Genomic DNA, 16,119 nt, shown 5'->3' with positions numbered 1-16,119 from the left:
CCACTTCCTTATGAGCTGAGGGTTTGATTTAACAAGGCAAGCACCTGGTCGGTATCGCCCTGTTGCAGTTGATGAATAAATTCCTTGTGAATAATTTTGCGACACAGTGTGCCGATGATTTTGACCTGATCCTCTTCGCCGCTTTGCGGCACGCCGAGGCAGATCCAGCAATTGACGTCTTCGCCATCGCTGGCTTTCCAGTCAATAGCCTGCGCTTTGCGGGCGAATAATACGAACGGTTGTTTAACGCAGGCGCTTTTACCGTGCGGCACGGCGACACCGGAACCAAATCCAGTAGAGTGCATTTTTTCGCGCAGCAGCAGGGTTTGCAGGAACTGGTGTGAGTCGGTGATAAAACCGTTTTGTAACGCTATTGTCGCCAACTGCTTCAGAACGGAATAAGCGCCATTGCCCTGAATATTCAGGTCAATACAGCTTGCAGTAAGAGCTGCCATTAATCGGACTCCATAAAATATATTTTAATCAATTGTAATGGTGGAGAGATTAAGTGATGAGAGGCGATATGTCGGTAAACAATGACAATTTGAGACAGAGTGAAAGGTCAGATTTGCGGAGTAATGCACATAATGGTTATTTAAATAAACCACATGAATCATTAATGGGTTATTCATTATTTTTGTGATTTACTCACAATGTATCAGGGAAATATAACTTACCGGGAGATGTAATATGTTTAATTTTTCAAATCGAAATTTAAAATATTGTGCCGGAGGCATCTCTGGCACATTGGGCAATTACGGCAGGTAAAACACTTCTTGCAGCTCGCTACTCACCGGGCTGTTATCCGGGTTAGCGGGCATAACATCGGTCATATATTTCCACCAACGTTGGCAAACATCAGTGCTGGCTACCGCATTCCACCGTTCTTCAGATTCAATCTCTACCGTGGCAAACAGCAGATTACGCGCTTTGTCGAGGTAAATGGCGTAGTTATGCGCACCGTGAGATTTCAACACTGCTTCCAGTTCCGGCCAGATGGGGTTATGCCGACGCTGATACTCTTCGTGGGCGTCGGGGTTAACCTGCATGACAAAGGCTTTGCGGATCATGTTTGCTCCTTACAGCGCCAGCGCACTAGCTAGTGGTGTAACGCCGAAGCGCTTGCCGAGCGCTATCAACTCTTCACGGCTGATGGTCTGTTTCATGCCGCCCATCGAATAAACCTTCACTAATACTTGTGCTGATTTTTCTGCGGTGTCGATTAAACCGAATGTTTCATCCAACGTCGACCCGCTGCCGAAGACGCCGTGGAAGGGCCACAACACCAGCGAATGTTTTTGCATCTCTTGTGCGGTCGCCTGGCCGATTTCGTCCGTGCCGGGCACCATCCACGGCAAAATGCCAACGCCATCCGGGAACACTACCAGACACTCGGTGCTGCCTTCCCACAGTTGGCGAGTAAAGACCGCGGTGTCGTTTTCCAGTACATAGGTGAGGGCGATCAGGTTGGTGGCGTGGCAGTGCATGATCACCCGATCTTTACCGTTGGTGGCTTTAATGCGCTCGCAGTGGGAGAGAAAGTGAGCCGGAAGTTCAGAAGTTGGAACGGCTTCGTTGGTTAACCCCCAGAGAATATGGTAGCCCGCGCCGTCGCTGTCGACTTTTACGACGCCTAAGTTAGCTGCAGGATCAAGCTGGACGTTACGGAAGAATTTGCCGGAGCCGGTGACAATAAACGGTGTATTTGCCAGTAAAGGCATGGGCTGGCTGAGCGGGATATAGCGCGGTTGTGCATGGAAGTTGTCTTTATAAGGCGCGATATCGGCGTCATCCAGGCGCAGCGTCAGGTTGCCGCCGTTGCGCTCGTCCCAGCCTTTCAGCCAGGCATCGGTGGTGGCTTTGATCATTCCCTGGACAAACCAGGACTGGGTAATGTTTTGCATGTTCTGTGTTCCTGTAAATTAGGTTGCCTTGTTTAGACATGGTGCGGCTTGTTCCCCTCACCCTAACCCTCTCCCCGTAGGGGCGAGGGGACTGTCCGGAGCGGTGTTCAGCTCCGTTGCCGCACGAGGCTATGTTTTTCTCCCTCGCCCTTTCAGGGAGAGGGCCGGGGTGAGGGTGACAGCCCGCATGGACATTCGACCCGTAGGCCGGATAAGGCGCTCGCGCCGCATCCGGCAGTGTTTACCCACGCTGGCTCAAAATTTCTTTTTCATAAGCCCGCACGCTCTCCAGCCATTCGCTACCTGCTGGGGTATCGTGACGCTGACAATACATTTCCCAGACTGCCTGCCACGGCAACGATTTCTGCTCTTCCAGCAGTGCCAGACGCGCAGTGTAATCGCCCGCCGCTTCCAGCTTGCGCAGCTCAGCGGTAGGTTCCAGCAACGCACGCAGCAGGGCTTTTTTCATATTGCGTGTACCAATGACCCACGCGGCAATGCGGTTGATAGAGGCATCGAAGAAGTCAAGGCCGATATGCACCCGGTTAAACAGATCGTGACGCACAATCTCACTGGCAATTGCCTGGGTTTCATCATCCAGCAGCACTACGTGATCGCTGTCCCAGCGAACCGGACGGCTGACGTGCAGCAGCAACTGCGGCACATACAGCATGGCGGCGGAAATCTTGTCGGAAATCACTTCAGTCGGGTGGAAGTGCCCGGCGTCCAGGCACAGCGCAGTCTGGCGGCTGGTGGCATACCCCATGTAAAACTCATTGGAGCCAACCGTGTAGCTCTCTGCGCCAATGCCAAACAATTTGCTCTCAACGGCGTCGATATGGTGCGCAGGGTTTAGCTTCTCGCTGATCACCTCATCCAGTGCTGCCAGCAGACGCTGACGCGGGGCGAGACGGTCAACGGTGATATCTTTCATACCATCCGGGATCCAGATGTTCATCACCGATGGTGTGCCGAGTTGCTCGCCAAAATAGGCCGAAACGCGACGGCTGGCTTTGCAGTGATCAATCCAGAACTGGCGAATGCTGTCGTCGGCATGGGAAAGCGTAAAGCCATCGGCGCTTAGCGGATGCGAGAAACAGGAGGGGTTAAAATCCAGACCGAGCTGATTGGCTTTCGCCCATTCAACCCAGTTTTTGAAGTGCTCTGGTTTGATCTGATCGCGCGAGACTGGCGTGTCTAATTCCAGATAGATGGCATGTAAATTAAGCCGTTTCGGCCCCGGAATCAGCCGCATAGCCTGTTCCAGATCGGCACGTAGCTCACTGGCATTACGCGCTTTGCCCGGATAATTACCAGTTGCCTGAATCCCACCGGTCAATGAACCTTCCGGGTTTTCAAAACCGGAAACATCATCGCCCTGCCAGCAGTGCATTGAAACGGGTAAACGATCAAGTTGGCGCAGCGCCTCCTCGACATCAATCCCCACCGCCGCGAAACGCTGTTTCGCCAGCTCCCAGGCCTGTTCCAGTTGAGTGGTCATGCGCAAAGCTCCTTTGTCTTTCGTGTAGAGTGAATCCGCGCCACGTAGTGCGCAATTTCACTGTCAGGATTAGGGGTAAAGGTGGTCAGATTCGCGGTGGTGCTGACGACCTGACGGAAATCATCCACATTGTTGAGTTCATCCAGCGTCATTAACTGGATGCCGATATTGCCGAGCGTTGAGGCTTCAACAGGCCCGGCGATCACCCGAATACCGCAGGCATCGGCGCATAGCTGGTTGAGCAGCGTGTTCTGGCAGCCGCCGCCGACAATATGCAGTTGCGAGAAATCTTCACCGCGCAGCTGCGCCAGCTCATGCAACACATCGGCATACAGCAGCGCCAGACTGTCGAAAATACAGCGCGCCAGTTCAGCATCACTTTCCGGGATCGGTTGCGCCGTTTCCCGACACGCAGCCTGAATTTCGCTGCACATCGCTTCAGGATTAATAAAGCGATCGTCATTGGGATTGATGATGAAGCGACAGGCCGGAAGTGCCTGTGTCGCGGCGATAAGCGCCGGGAGATCGTTGATTTGCCGTTCCTGAAGCACTCGCTGAAGCAGCCATAAGCCCATAATATTTTTCAGCACCCGATAGCGACCTTCCGCCCCGCCTTCATTGGTGATGTTGGCTGCCAGCGCCGTGTCATTGGTAAATGGCGTCTGGCTTTCGAAGCCCATCAATGACCAGGTGCCAGAAGAGAGATAAGCGGCGCGTGAACCGTTTAACGGCGAGGCGATAACCGCGCTGGCGGTATCATGGCTGGCAACGGCGACCACCGGAATCTCATTACCCTGCGGGCAAATCCAGTGCCCAATGACATTACCCGGATGCGTCGGGCGACCAAACCAGGCTTTGTTGGCCCCGCTCCACGCCAGTAGCGACTCGTCCCAGTCGTCGCTATTGATATTGACCAGTTGTGTGGTGGTGGCATTGGTGTACTCCCAGTTCATCTTGCCGGTCAGGCGATAACTGAAGTAATCCGGCATCAGCAGAGCGTGAGCAATGTGTGGAATAAGTTCAGGTTGTTGCTCCGTCAGCGCACGCAACTGATAAAGCGTATTGAAGGGCAGAAACTGGATGCCGCTACGTTGATAAATATCGCGTTTGCCGAGTTGTTGCTGTGCCTGCGCCATTAGGCCATTGGTGCGGCTATCGCGATAAGCAACGGGCAGGCCCACACGCTGACCCTGTTGGTCGAGCAGCACAAAGTCCACGCCCCAGGTATCAATCCCAATGCTATCGATACGAATCCCTTCCTCACACACCATGTTTAATCCAAGGCGAATGGCACTTTCCAGGCTATCCACATCCCAGGTGACATAACCGTTCTGGCTATGCAGCCCATTTTTAAAACGATGGATTTCGCGCAGCGTCAGGCTGCGGCATTCACGCTCGTAACGCGCCAGCATCACGCGCCCACTGGATGCGCCGAGATCGACGGCGACACAATTGCGAAAGGTCATAATGTGATCCTGCTGAATTTCATTACGACCAGTCTAAAAAGCGCCTGAATTCGTGACCTTCTCGTTACTGACAGGAAAATGGGCCATTGGCAACCAGGGAAAGATGAACGTGATGATGTTCACAATTTGCTTCATTGTGGTGATGTGATGCTCACCGCATTTCCTGAAAATTCACGCTGTATCTTGAAAAATCGACGTTTTTTACGTGGTTTTCCGTCGAAAATTTAAGGTAAGAACCTGACCTCGTGATTACTATTTCGCCGTGTTGACGACATCAGGAGGCCAGTATGACCGTATTACATAGTGTGGATTTTTTTCCGTCTGGTAACGCGTCCGTGGCGATAGAACCCCGGCTCCCTCAGGCGGATTTTCCTGAACATCATCATGATTTTCATGAAATTGTGATTGTCGAACATGGCACGGGTATTCATGTGTTTAATGGGCAGCCCTATACCATCACCGGTGGCACGGTCTGTTTCGTACGCAATCATGATCGGCATCTGTATGAACATACCGATAATCTGTGTCTGACCAATGTGCTGTATCGCTCGCCGGATCGATTTCAGTTTCTCGCCGGGCTGAATCAGTTGCTGCCACAAGAGCTGGATGGGCAGTATCCGTCTCACTGGCGCGTTAACCACAGCGTATTGCAGCAGGTGCGACAGCTGGTTGCACAGATGGAACAGCAGGAAGGGGAAAATGATTTACCCTCGACCGCCAGTCGCGAGATCTTGTTTATGCAATTACTGCTCTTGCTGCGTAAAAGCAGTTTGCAGGAGAACCTGGAAAACAGCGCATCACGTCTCAACTTGCTTCTGGCCTGGCTGGAGGACCATTTTGCCGATGAGGTGAATTGGGATGCCGTGGCGGATCAATTTTCTCTTTCACTGCGTACGCTACATCGGCAGCTTAAGCAGCAAACGGGACTGACGCCTCAGCGATACCTGAACCGCCTGCGACTGATGAAAGCCCGACATCTGCTACGCCACAGCGAGGCCAGCGTTACTGACATCGCCTATCGCTGTGGATTCAGCGACAGTAACCACTTTTCGACGCTTTTTCGCCGAGAGTTTAACTGGTCACCGCGTGATATTCGTCAGGGACGGGATGGTTTTCTGCAATAACGCGAATCTTCTCAACGTATTTGTACGCCATATTGCGAATAATCAACTTCGTTCTCTGGCCGAGGTAGCCACGGTGGCGCATCAGTTAAAACTTCTCAAAGATGATTTTTTTGCCAGCGACCAGCAGGCAGTCGCTGTGGCTGACCGTTATCCGCAAGATGTCTTTGCTGAACATACACATGATTTTTGTGAGCTGGTGATTGTCTGGCGCGGTAATGGCCTGCATGTACTCAACGATCGCCCTTATCGCATTACCCGTGGCGATCTCTTTTACATTCATGCTGACGATAAACACTCCTACGCTTCCGTTAACGATCTGGTTTTGCAGAATATTATTTATTGCCCGGAGCGTCTGAAGCTGAATCTTGACTGGCAGGGGGCGATTCCGGGATTTAGCGCCAGCGCAGGGCAACCACACTGGCGCTTAGGTAGCGTGGGGATGGCGCAGGCGCGGCAGGTTATCGGTCAGCTTGAGCATGAAAGTAGTCAGCATGTGCCGTTTGCTAACGAAATGGCTGAGTTGCTGTTCGGGCAGTTGGTGATGTTGCTGAATCGCCATCGTTACACCAGTGATTCGTTGCCGCCAACATCCAGCGAAACGTTGCTGGATAAGCTGATTACCCGGCTGGCGGCTAGCCTGAAAAGTCCCTTTGCGCTGGATAAATTTTGTGATGAGGCATCGTGCAGTGAGCGCGTTTTGCGTCAGCAATTTCGCCAGCAGACTGGAATGACCATCAATCAATATCTGCGACAGGTCAGAGTGTGTCATGCGCAATATCTTCTCCAGCATAGCCGCCTGTTAATCAGTGATATTTCGACCGAATGTGGCTTTGAAGATAGTAACTATTTTTCGGTGGTGTTTACCCGGGAAACCGGGATGACGCCCAGCCAGTGGCGTCATCTCAATTCGCAGAAAGATTAATTCGCCATGCCGATGCCGACGATGTTAGCGGCGACAATAATCACCACACAACCGAGGCTCAACACCGTTACTGGACGGCGTCCTGCATTGTTCCACTCTTTCAGCACCAGCCCGACGATACCGCCGCACAATACATAGAAGCTCATATGCAGCATCCAACTGATGTAGTCATATTGCGCCGGAATGCGGGCGTGGCCCCAGGCATAGAAAAAGAATTGCAGATACCACATCAACCCGCCCAGTGCTGAGAGTAACACATTGTGAGTGATCAGCGGTTTTGCCAGCGAGAAGTCGGCTTTTAGCGACAAATCCTTCACTTTTGCCAGACGAATAAAACAGAAACCGAGGTTGATGATCGCGCCGCCGCCCATGATGATGACATAGCTTGGCAGAGCGACATACAGTGGATCGACGCCTAGTGCGGCAGCGGCTTCATGCATCGGTTTTGCGGCGTTTATCGCAAAGGACATCCCGGCAGAGAAAATGCCGCACATCACCGCCAGCACCAGCCCTTTTTTCAGATTGAACTCTTCGGCTTTAATGCCCATCTTGCGCTCTTTCAACTGCCCGGCTCGAGTTACAATCCCTACGCCAATCAGCGCCACCAGAACGCCGAGCAACGTCATGCGTCCGCCTTCGGTGTTAATCAGCACATCGAAATTGCCGTTGATAATTGGCGTCATCAGCGTACCGACAATCAACGTAATGCCAATGGCGATGCCAATTCCCATCGACATGCCGAGATAACGCATGGTCAGGCCATAGTTGATATTACCGATCCCCCACATAGCGCCGAACAGAAAAACAGGCAGCAGCGTAGAGAGACTAAACGAGCTGTAATACGTCCAGAAATTCGGTAGTAACAGGGCGCTGATGGCCCACGGCAGAATAATCCACGAAACAATCCCACCGACTGACCACATGGTTTCCCATGACCATTTTTTTACTTTTTTGAACGGAGCGTAAAAACAGGCTGCACTGGCCGCGCCGATCAAATGCCAAAATATCCCCATCGTAATCGCGTTACTCATCTTCTTATCCTCATCATTTTTCGTCGCTTCACATCTCCGACGAGATGAGTGTAAAAATCGTGCTGTCGATTAACCTTTCGCCTGTTGCCGCCGTTGTCGATTTACTGGCAATCACGGCATTAAGTGGGTGATTTGCTTCACATCTCGGGCATTTTCCTGCAAAACCATACCCTTACGAAAAGTACGGCATTGATAATCATTTTCAATATCATTTAATTAACTATAATGAACCAACTGCTTACGCGGCATTAACAATCGGCCGCCCGACAATACTGGAGATGAATATGAGCTATACCCTGCCATCCCTGCCGTATGCTTACGATGCCCTGGAACCGCACTTCGATAAGCAGACCATGGAAATCCACCACACCAAACACCATCAGACCTACGTAAACAACGCCAACGCGGCGCTGGAAAGCCTGCCAGAATTTGCCAACCTGCCGGTTGAAGAGCTGATCACCAAACTGGACCAGCTGCCAGCAGACAAGAAAACCGTACTGCGCAACAACGCTGGCGGTCACGCTAACCACAGCCTGTTCTGGAAAGGTCTGAAAAAAGGCACCACCCTGCAGGGTGGCCTGAAAGCGGCTATCGAACGTGACTTCGGCTCCGTTGATAACTTCAAAGCAGAATTTGAAAAAGCGGCAGCTTCCCGCTTTGGTTCCGGCTGGGCATGGCTGGTGCTGAAAGGCGATAAACTGGCGGTGGTTTCTACTGCTAACCAGGATTCTCCGCTGATGGGTGAAGCTATTTCTGGCGCTTCCGGCTTCCCGATTCTGGGCCTGGATGTGTGGGAACATGCTTACTACCTGAAATTCCAGAACCGCCGTCCGGACTACATTAAAGAGTTCTGGAACGTGGTGAACTGGGACGAAGCAGCGGCACGTTTTGCGGCGAAAAAATAATCATTTGCCGCCTGCTGCAATGAGGCGTATAGGCCGCATATCAGCTTAAAAAATGAACCATCGCCAACGGCGGTGGTTTTTTTGTGATCAATTTCAAAATAAAAACAATGATCCGATAAAAATAAAACAGTGTTTCAATTGATGTGGTTTTGATCACTTTTATTGATTAAATGAATGTCTATCTTCGTTTCCATCAACACTGATGCTCCATTGAGGAATGACGCATCAGCCCTTAAAAATATGCCGACAGGTGATGGAAATGCAGATAAAACGCTCGATTGAGAAAATCCCGGGGGGGATGATGCTCGTCCCGCTATTCCTTGGCGCACTGTGCCACACCTTCTCGCCGGGGGCGGGGAAATATTTTGGATCATTCACCAACGGGATGATTACCGGTACGGTGCCCATTCTGGCGGTGTGGTTTTTTTGCATGGGGGCGTCAATAAAATTAAGCGCGACGGGAACGGTATTGCGTAAATCCGGTACGCTGGTGGTAACAAAAATTGCCGTCGCGTGGGTGGTTGCGGCAATTGCCTCGCGCATTATTCCGGAACATGGTGTTGAAGTTGGATTCTTTGCCGGACTTTCAACGCTGGCGCTGGTGGCGGCGATGGATATGACCAATGGCGGACTTTACGCTTCCATCATGCAGCAGTACGGCACAAAAGAAGAAGCTGGGGCATTTGTGTTGATGTCGTTGGAGTCCGGGCCGCTCATGACGATGATTATTCTGGGCACTGCAGGGATTGCCTCGTTTGAACCGCATGTTTTCGTCGGCGCAGTATTACCGTTCCTGGTGGGCTTTGCCCTGGGGAACCTTGACCCTGAATTACGAGAATTTTTCAGCAAAGCGGTGCAAACGCTGATTCCATTCTTTGCCTTCGCGCTGGGCAATACCATTGATTTGACTGTGATTGCCCAGACTGGTTTGCTGGGGATCCTGTTGGGTGTGGCAGTAATTATCGTGACCGGTATTCCGTTGATTATCGCCGATAAATTGATTGGCGGTGGCGATGGCACTGCCGGAATTGCCGCTTCCAGTTCCGCAGGGGCCGCGGTAGCGACACCTGTGCTGATTGCAGAAATGGTGCCTGCGTTTAAACCGATGGCTCCGGCAGCAACTTCGCTGGTAGCGACGGCGGTCATTGTGACTTCGATTCTGGTGCCAATTCTTACCTCTATCTGGTCACGTAAAGTCAAAGCCAGAGCAGCGAAAATCGAAATTTTAGGTACGGTGAAATAAACCTGCTTCCTTAATCCCCACAGCCGGATGAACTAACGTTCGTCCGGTTTGCTATTGAGTTCCTGCCTGGATACTTACCGCGAAAACAGCACGCCTGACATAAAATAAATATGGTCTAATGGGGAAATTTCTCGTGGAGGGGGAACAGATGCGATATCCGGTTGATGTATACACAGGCAAGATTCAGGCTTATCCCGAAGGCAAACCCAGCGCAATTGCCAAAATCCAGGTTGATGGTGAGTTGATGCTGACGGAGCTGGGGCTGGAAGGTGACGAGCAGGCGGAGAAAAAGGTTCACGGCGGGCCAGACAGAGCGCTGTGTCATTATCCTCGTGAGCATTATCTCTACTGGGCGCGGGAATTTCCGGAACAGGCGGAGTTGTTTGTTGCGCCTGCGTTTGGCGAAAATCTCTCAACCGACGGTCTCACGGAAAGTAATGTTTATATGGGCGATATTTTCCGCTGGGGAGAGGCATTAATTCAGGTCAGCCAGCCGCGCTCGCCTTGCTATAAACTCAATTACCATTTTGATATCAGCGATATAGCGCAGTTGATGCAAAACACAGGTAAGGTGGGGTGGTTGTATAGCGTGATAGCGCCAGGGAAAGTGTCTGCGGACGCGCCGCTGGAGTTGGTTTCCCGTGTCAGCGATGTGACCGTGCAGGAGGCTGCCGCCATCGCATGGCATATGCCGTTTGATGACGATCAATATCACCGTTTACTCTCCGCCGCCGGGTTATCGAAAAGCTGGACGCGGACGATGCAAAAGCGCCGACTGAGCGGCAAGATCGAAGATTTTTCCCGCCGGTTGTGGGGAAAATAACCCCCGGAGTGTAGGCCTGATAAGACGCTATCAGCGTCGCATCAGGCATCCTGCTCAAATGCCGGATGCGGCGTAAACGCCTTATCCTGCCTACAAATGCGGAGTTTAACTCCGCTTATACAGCGGCAACCAAATCACCAGCCGTAAACCGCCCAGCGGGCTGTCTTCTGCCTTCACCCAGCCACGATGCTGCTGAATGGCGGTTTCAACAATCGCCAGCCCCAATCCTGTACCGCCAGATTCACGATCGCGTGCTTCATCGGTCCGATAGAACGGACGGAAAATCTGTTCGCGATCTTCCGGGCTAACGCCAGGACCATCGTCGTCCACCGTAATGGTGATACCGTCTTTATCTACCGCAAAGCCCACTTCAATCTTCGTATGGGAATAACGCAGAGCATTACGAACAATGTTTTCCAGCGCACTTTCCAGTGCGTTCGGATTGCCGTACAGCGGCCACGGCCCAGGCGGGAAGTTAACCGTCAACGACTTGCCCATCTGCTCGGCTTCGAACGCCGCGTTATCCAGCACTTCACTCCACAACTGGTTGGCTTTGATGGTTTCGCTAACCAGCGCGTTTTTTTGCTGATTACGGGACATCACCAACAGATCGTTGATCATGCTGTCCAGACGTTGCGCTTCGGTTTCAATACGCTCCAGTTCCTTGCTTTCACCACTACGACGGCGCAGTAACGCCGTACCCAGTTGCAGACGCGTCAGCGGGGTGCGCAGCTCGTGAGAGATATCAGAAAGCAGACGCTGCTGAGAGGTCATCATGCGCTCCAGCGCGGTGACCATCTGGTTAAAACTGGCACCTGCGGCAAGGAATTCCTGTGGCCCCGCTTCCAGTTCCGGGTGCTGGCGTAAGTTTCCCTGGGCAACTTCATCGGCAGCGTTTTTCAGCTTACGCGCCGGTTTTGCCAGACTCCAGGCCAACCACAACAGCAGCGGCGTACTGACCAACATGGTGACAATCAGCAGTAATAGCGGGCGGTCAAACAGTAAGTTAATGAAATCGGATTGAGAACTGCTGGCCGGACGAATCAGATAAAGTTGGTAATTATCTTCGCCATCACGCACGGAGAACGGACCGACCAGTTCCACGCGGCCATACTTTTTCTTCTGCGGATGATCGGCGTTATCGGCCTGACCAATAAAGTTACGAATGATCTGCATTTCGCTGCGTTCAGCGCCGATCACGCGGCCTTCGGTGGTCACCAATAACAAACGCTGTCCTGGCGGTGCCCACTTATCAATCGCCCGGAACAGACGCCGCCACCACATTAAATCGTTGGGCGGATCGTTCGCCAGCTCCGCTTCGACATGCTGCTCAATCATCAGCCCCTGACGCTGTTCGCTATCCAGAAGCTCGGTCATCTGGCGTGAATCGAGCTTGGGTAACATCAAAACCAACATCAACACCAGCGCCAGCGTCAGCCAGAAGATGGCGAAGATGCGCGCGGTTAAGCTGCCTATCATGAAGCAGAAACCATCAGATAGCCGCGACCACGCAAGGTTTTAAACCACGGGTGACCATCTTTACGATCCGGCAGTTTACGACGCAGGTTGGAAATGTGCATATCAATAGCGCGGTCGAAAGGCGTCAGGCGTTTGCCCAACACTTCCTGGCTTAAATGTTCACGGGAAACCACCTGACCCAGATGCTGTGCCAGCAAATAGAGCAGGGTAAACTCAGTACCGGTTAACTCCAGCGTTTGCCCGTCGAAGCTGGCTTCCTGACGGCCTGGATTCAGCACTAAGGCATCAACTTCCAGTGTCGGTGAACCGTTGTCGTTGTTTTGCTGTTGCTCGCTCCAGTGCGAACGGCGCAGGATCGCGCGAATACGTGCCACCAGCTCACGATCATTAAACGGTTTCGGGAGATAGTCATCTGCGCCCAGCTCAAGGCCGAGAACGCGATCAAGTTCACTGCCGCGCGCCGTCAACATAATGACAGGCGTCTGGTGTGTCTGGCGAAGTGCTTTTAATGTGTCGATACCATTTTTCTTCGGCATCATTACGTCAAGCAAAAGTAAATCAATGCTGTCGTCCAGAAGATCAAGCGCCTGTTCCCCATCGTGGGCAACAATCACGTTGAAGCCTTCCATCTCGAGCAGCTCCTTTAATAGGGAAGTCAGCTCTCGGTCATCATCAACTAACAGGATTTTATTCATTGTTTAAATACCTCCGAGGCAGAAATTACGTCATCAGACGTCGCTAATCCATGACTTTACGTTGTTTTACACCCCCTGACGCATGTTTGCAGCCTGAATCGTAAACTCTCTATCGTTGAATCGCGACAGAAAGATTTTGGGAGCAAATGATGCGCATAGTTACCGCTGCCGTCATGGCCTCAACGCTGGCAGTCAGTTCATTAAGCCACGCTGCTGAAGTCGGTTCAGGCGATAACTGGCATCCGGGTGAAGAACTTACGCAGCGCAGTACGCAGAGCCATATGTTCGACGGCATAAGTTTAACCGAACATCAGCGTCAGCAGATGCGAGATCTTATGCAACAGGCCCGGCACGAACAGCCTCCTGTTAATGTTAGCGAACTGGAGACAATGCATCGCCTTGTCACCGCAGAAAATTTTGATGAAAACGCTGTGCGCGCACAGGCAGAAAAAATGGCGAATGAGCAAATTGCTCGTCAGGTTGAGATGGCAAAAGTCCGCAACCAAATGTATCGCCTGTTAACGCCGGAGCAGCAAGCGGTTTTAAACGAGAAACATCAACAACGAATGGAGCAGTTGCGTGACGTGACGCAATGGCAAAAAAGTTCATCGTTGAAGCTATTGAGTAGTAGCAACTCACGTTCCCAGTAGTAAACCCTGTTTTCCTTGCCATAGACACCATCCCTGTCTTCCCCCACATGATGTGGGGGTTTTTTTTATCCTCAATTTGCCTGCTGCTTAATGCATTGCAGATGATTTGCTTCCGTTATACTAGCGTCAGTTGATAGCGGGAGTATTTATGAATCAATCTTATGGACGGCTGGTCAGTCGGGCGGCGATTGCTGCGACGGCGATGGCTTCGTTGCTATTGCTGATTAAAATTTTTGCATGGTGGTATACCGGGTCGGTGAGTATTCTCGCCGCGCTGGTGGATTCGCTGGTGGATATCGGCGCGTCGTTGACGAATTTACTGGTGGTGCGATATTCCCTGCAACCTGCCGACGATAATCACTCGTTTGGTCACGGTAAAGCAGAGTCCCTCGCGGCGCTGGCGCAAAGTATGTTTATCTCCGGTTCGGCACTATTCCTGTTTTTGACGGGTATTCAACATCTGATATCTCCAACACCGATGACAGATCCAGGCGTCGGGGTTATCGTGACAATTGTGGCGCTAATTTGTACGATTATCCTTGTCTCGTTTCAGCGTTGGGTGGTGCGCCGGACGCAAAGCCAGGCGGTGCGGGCTGATATGCTACATTACCAGTCTGATGTTATGATGAACGGCGCAATTCTGCTGGCGCTGGGGTTGTCCTGGTACGGCTGGCATCGCGCCGATGCTCTGTTTGCATTGGGAATCGGCATCTATATTTTATATAGCGCGTTACGCATGGGATATGAGGCGGTACAGTCATTACTGGATCGCGCATTGCCTGATGAGGAACGGCAAGAAATTATTGATATCGTGACTTCCTGGCCGGGTGTTAGCGGCGCTCACGATCTTCGCACGCGGCAGTCAGGGCCGACCCGCTTTATTCAGATTCATTTGGAAATGGAAGACTCTCTGCCTTTGGTTCAGGCACATATGGTGGCGGATCAGGTAGAGCAGGCTATTTTACGGCGTTTTCCGGGATCGGATGTAATTATCCATCAGGACCCCTGTTCCGTCGTACCCAGGGAGGGTAAACGGTCTATGCTTTCATAATCAGTATAAAAGAGAGCCAGACCCGCATTTTGTGTATAAAATACCGCCATTTGGCCTGACCTGAATCAATTCAGCAGGAAGTGATTGTTATACTATTTGCACATTCGTTGGATCACTTCGATGTGCAAGAAGACTTCCGGCAACAGATTTTATTTTGCATTCCAAAGTTCAGAGGTAGTCATGATTAAGAAAATCGGTGTGTTGACAAGCGGCGGTGATGCGCCAGGCATGAACGCCGCAATTCGCGGGGTTGTTCGTTCTGCGCTGACAGAAGGTCTGGAAGTAATGGGCATTTATGACGGCTATCTGGGTCTGTATGAAGACCGTATGGTACAGCTAGACCGTTACAGCGTTTCTGACATGATCAACCGTGGCGGTACGTTCCTCGGTTCTGCGCGCTTCCCGGAATTCCGCGACGAGAACATCCGCGCCGTGGCTATCGAAAACCTGAAAAAACGTGGTATCGACGCGCTGGTGGTTATCGGCGGTGACGGTTCCTACATGGGTGCAATGCGTCTGACCGAAATGGGCTTCCCGTGCATCGGTCTGCCGGGCACTATCGACAACGACATCAAAGGCACTGACTACACTATCGGTTTCTTCACTGCGCTGAGCACCGTTGTAGAAGCGATCGACCGTCTGCGTGACACCTCTTCTTCTCACCAGCGTATTTCCGTGGTGGAAGTGATGGGTCGTTATTGTGGCGATCTGACCCTGGCTGCGGCCATTGCCGGTGGCTGTGAATTCGTTGTAGTTCCGGAAGTTGAATTCAGCCGTGAAGACCTGGTAAACGAAATCAAAGCGGGTATCGCGAAAGGTAAAAAACACGCGATCGTGGCGATTACCGAACATATGTGTGATGTTGACGAACTGGCGCATTTCATCGAGAAAGAAACCGGTCGTGAAACCCGCGCAACTGTGCTGGGCCACATCCAGCGCGGTGGTTCTCCGGTGCCTTACGACCGTATTCTGGCTTCCCGTATGGGCGCTTACGCTATCGATCTGCTGCTGGCAGGTTACGGCGGTCGTTGTGTAGGTATCCAGAACGAACAGCTGGTTCACCACGACATCATCGACGCTATCGAAAACATGAAGCGTCCGTTCAAAGGTGACTGGCTGGACTGCGCGAAAAAACTGTATTAATGATTTCGGAAAAAGGCAGATTCCTTTAGCCTGAAACCGATGACAGAAGCAAAAATGCCTGATGCGCTTCGCTTATCAGGCCTTGTATTATCCCTCCAGTGCAGAGAAAATCGGCCAGTTTTCTCTGCCTGCAGTCCGCATGCCGTATCGGGCCTTGGGTTCTAACCTGTTGCGTAGATTTA

At 51.8% G+C, this 16,119-nt stretch carries 16 protein-coding genes; 8 read left to right on the top strand and 8 right to left on the bottom strand.

Annotated features, from left to right (window positions below; translation table 11 throughout):
• Positions 1 to 8 precede the first annotated feature (8 nt).
• The 5 genes from ACJHXA_RS17825 to rhaB form a co-directional block, all read right to left on the bottom strand.
• Positions 9 to 455 (bottom strand): PTS fructose transporter subunit IIA, encoded by a 447-nt coding sequence (locus ACJHXA_RS17825; RefSeq protein ID WP_000729595.1) that lies wholly within the window; start codon positions 453 to 455, stop codon positions 9 to 11.
• Positions 456 to 755: 300 nt separating this feature from the next.
• Positions 756 to 1,070 (bottom strand): L-rhamnose mutarotase, encoded by a 315-nt coding sequence (rhaM, locus tag ACJHXA_RS17820; protein WP_000619503.1) that lies wholly within the window; start codon positions 1,068 to 1,070, stop codon positions 756 to 758.
• Between the two features lie 9 nt (positions 1,071 to 1,079).
• On the bottom strand, positions 1,080 to 1,904 hold the full coding sequence (rhaD, locus tag ACJHXA_RS17815) for a rhamnulose-1-phosphate aldolase (RefSeq protein ID WP_001179764.1): 825 nt from the start codon (positions 1,902 to 1,904) through the stop codon (positions 1,080 to 1,082).
• 241 nt (positions 1,905 to 2,145) lie between these two features.
• On the bottom strand, positions 2,146 to 3,405 hold the full coding sequence (gene rhaA / locus ACJHXA_RS17810) for an L-rhamnose isomerase (protein ID WP_000211486.1): 1,260 nt from the start codon (positions 3,403 to 3,405) through the stop codon (positions 2,146 to 2,148).
• On the bottom strand, positions 3,402 to 4,871 hold the full coding sequence (gene rhaB, locus ACJHXA_RS17805) for a rhamnulokinase (RefSeq protein WP_000144050.1): 1,470 nt from the start codon (positions 4,869 to 4,871) through the stop codon (positions 3,402 to 3,404). Before rhaB ends, rhaA begins: the two co-directional genes overlap by 4 nt.
• A 287-nt stretch (positions 4,872 to 5,158) precedes the next feature.
• On the opposite strand from rhaB, the gene rhaS reads away from it, so the two are divergent.
• On the top strand, positions 5,159 to 5,995 hold the full coding sequence (gene rhaS, locus ACJHXA_RS17800) for an HTH-type transcriptional activator RhaS (RefSeq protein WP_000217162.1): 837 nt from the start codon (positions 5,159 to 5,161) through the stop codon (positions 5,993 to 5,995).
• A gap of 73 nt (positions 5,996 to 6,068) precedes the next feature.
• Positions 6,069 to 6,917, top strand: a complete 849-nt coding sequence (gene rhaR, locus ACJHXA_RS17795; protein ID WP_001309108.1) for an HTH-type transcriptional activator RhaR — start codon at positions 6,069 to 6,071, stop codon at positions 6,915 to 6,917.
• Here the strand turns inward: rhaR and rhaT are convergent.
• Positions 6,914 to 7,948, bottom strand: a complete 1,035-nt coding sequence (gene rhaT, locus ACJHXA_RS17790) for an L-rhamnose/proton symporter RhaT (protein WP_000063527.1) — start codon at positions 7,946 to 7,948, stop codon at positions 6,914 to 6,916. The two genes, rhaR and rhaT, sit on opposite strands and share 4 nt — an antisense overlap.
• Before the next feature lie 284 nt (positions 7,949 to 8,232).
• Between rhaT and sodA the strand changes: the two genes are divergently transcribed.
• The 3 genes from sodA to yiiM all read left to right on the top strand — a co-directional run bounded on the left by sodA (position 8,233) and on the right by yiiM (position 10,919).
• Positions 8,233 to 8,853: a superoxide dismutase [Mn] gene (gene sodA, locus ACJHXA_RS17785; protein ID WP_103262122.1), complete on the top strand. Its 621-nt coding sequence runs from the start codon at positions 8,233 to 8,235 to the stop codon at positions 8,851 to 8,853.
• 259 nt (positions 8,854 to 9,112) lie between these two features.
• Entirely contained in the window at positions 9,113 to 10,096 is a 984-nt protein-coding gene (kdgT, locus tag ACJHXA_RS17780) for a 2-keto-3-deoxygluconate transporter (protein ID WP_001166063.1), read from the top strand.
• Between the two features lie 148 nt (positions 10,097 to 10,244).
• Positions 10,245 to 10,919, top strand: a complete 675-nt coding sequence (gene yiiM, locus ACJHXA_RS17775) for a 6-hydroxyaminopurine reductase (RefSeq protein WP_001270260.1) — start codon at positions 10,245 to 10,247, stop codon at positions 10,917 to 10,919.
• Positions 10,920 to 11,024: 105 nt separating this feature from the next.
• Here yiiM and cpxA read toward each other — a convergent pair whose 3' ends face one another.
• Positions 11,025 to 12,398: an envelope stress sensor histidine kinase CpxA gene (gene cpxA, locus ACJHXA_RS17770; RefSeq protein ID WP_000580417.1), complete on the bottom strand. Its 1,374-nt coding sequence runs from the start codon at positions 12,396 to 12,398 to the stop codon at positions 11,025 to 11,027.
• Positions 12,395 to 13,093 (bottom strand): envelope stress response regulator transcription factor CpxR, encoded by a 699-nt coding sequence (gene cpxR, locus ACJHXA_RS17765; protein ID WP_001033722.1) that lies wholly within the window; start codon positions 13,091 to 13,093, stop codon positions 12,395 to 12,397. Before cpxR ends, cpxA begins: the two co-directional genes overlap by 4 nt.
• Positions 13,094 to 13,242: 149 nt before the next feature.
• On the opposite strand from cpxR, the gene cpxP reads away from it, so the two are divergent.
• From cpxP to pfkA, 3 genes are all read left to right on the top strand, one after another.
• Positions 13,243 to 13,743, top strand: a complete 501-nt coding sequence (gene cpxP, locus ACJHXA_RS17760) for a cell-envelope stress modulator CpxP (protein ID WP_001223800.1) — start codon at positions 13,243 to 13,245, stop codon at positions 13,741 to 13,743.
• Between the two features lie 148 nt (positions 13,744 to 13,891).
• A complete protein-coding gene (gene fieF / locus ACJHXA_RS17755; protein ID WP_001076742.1) occupies positions 13,892 to 14,794 on the top strand; it encodes a CDF family cation-efflux transporter FieF in 903 nt (300 codons plus the stop codon).
• Between the two features lie 180 nt (positions 14,795 to 14,974).
• On the top strand, positions 14,975 to 15,937 hold the full coding sequence (gene pfkA, locus ACJHXA_RS17750; protein ID WP_000591795.1) for a 6-phosphofructokinase: 963 nt from the start codon (positions 14,975 to 14,977) through the stop codon (positions 15,935 to 15,937).
• Positions 15,938 to 16,119 lie beyond the last annotated feature (182 nt).

The organism is Escherichia sp. WS33 (assembly GCF_046486385.1).
GTDB lineage: Bacteria > Pseudomonadota > Gammaproteobacteria > Enterobacterales > Enterobacteriaceae > ECMA0423.
The sequence above is the reverse complement of the archived record's forward strand: the minus strand, read 5'-3'. Positions and strand labels throughout refer to the sequence as shown.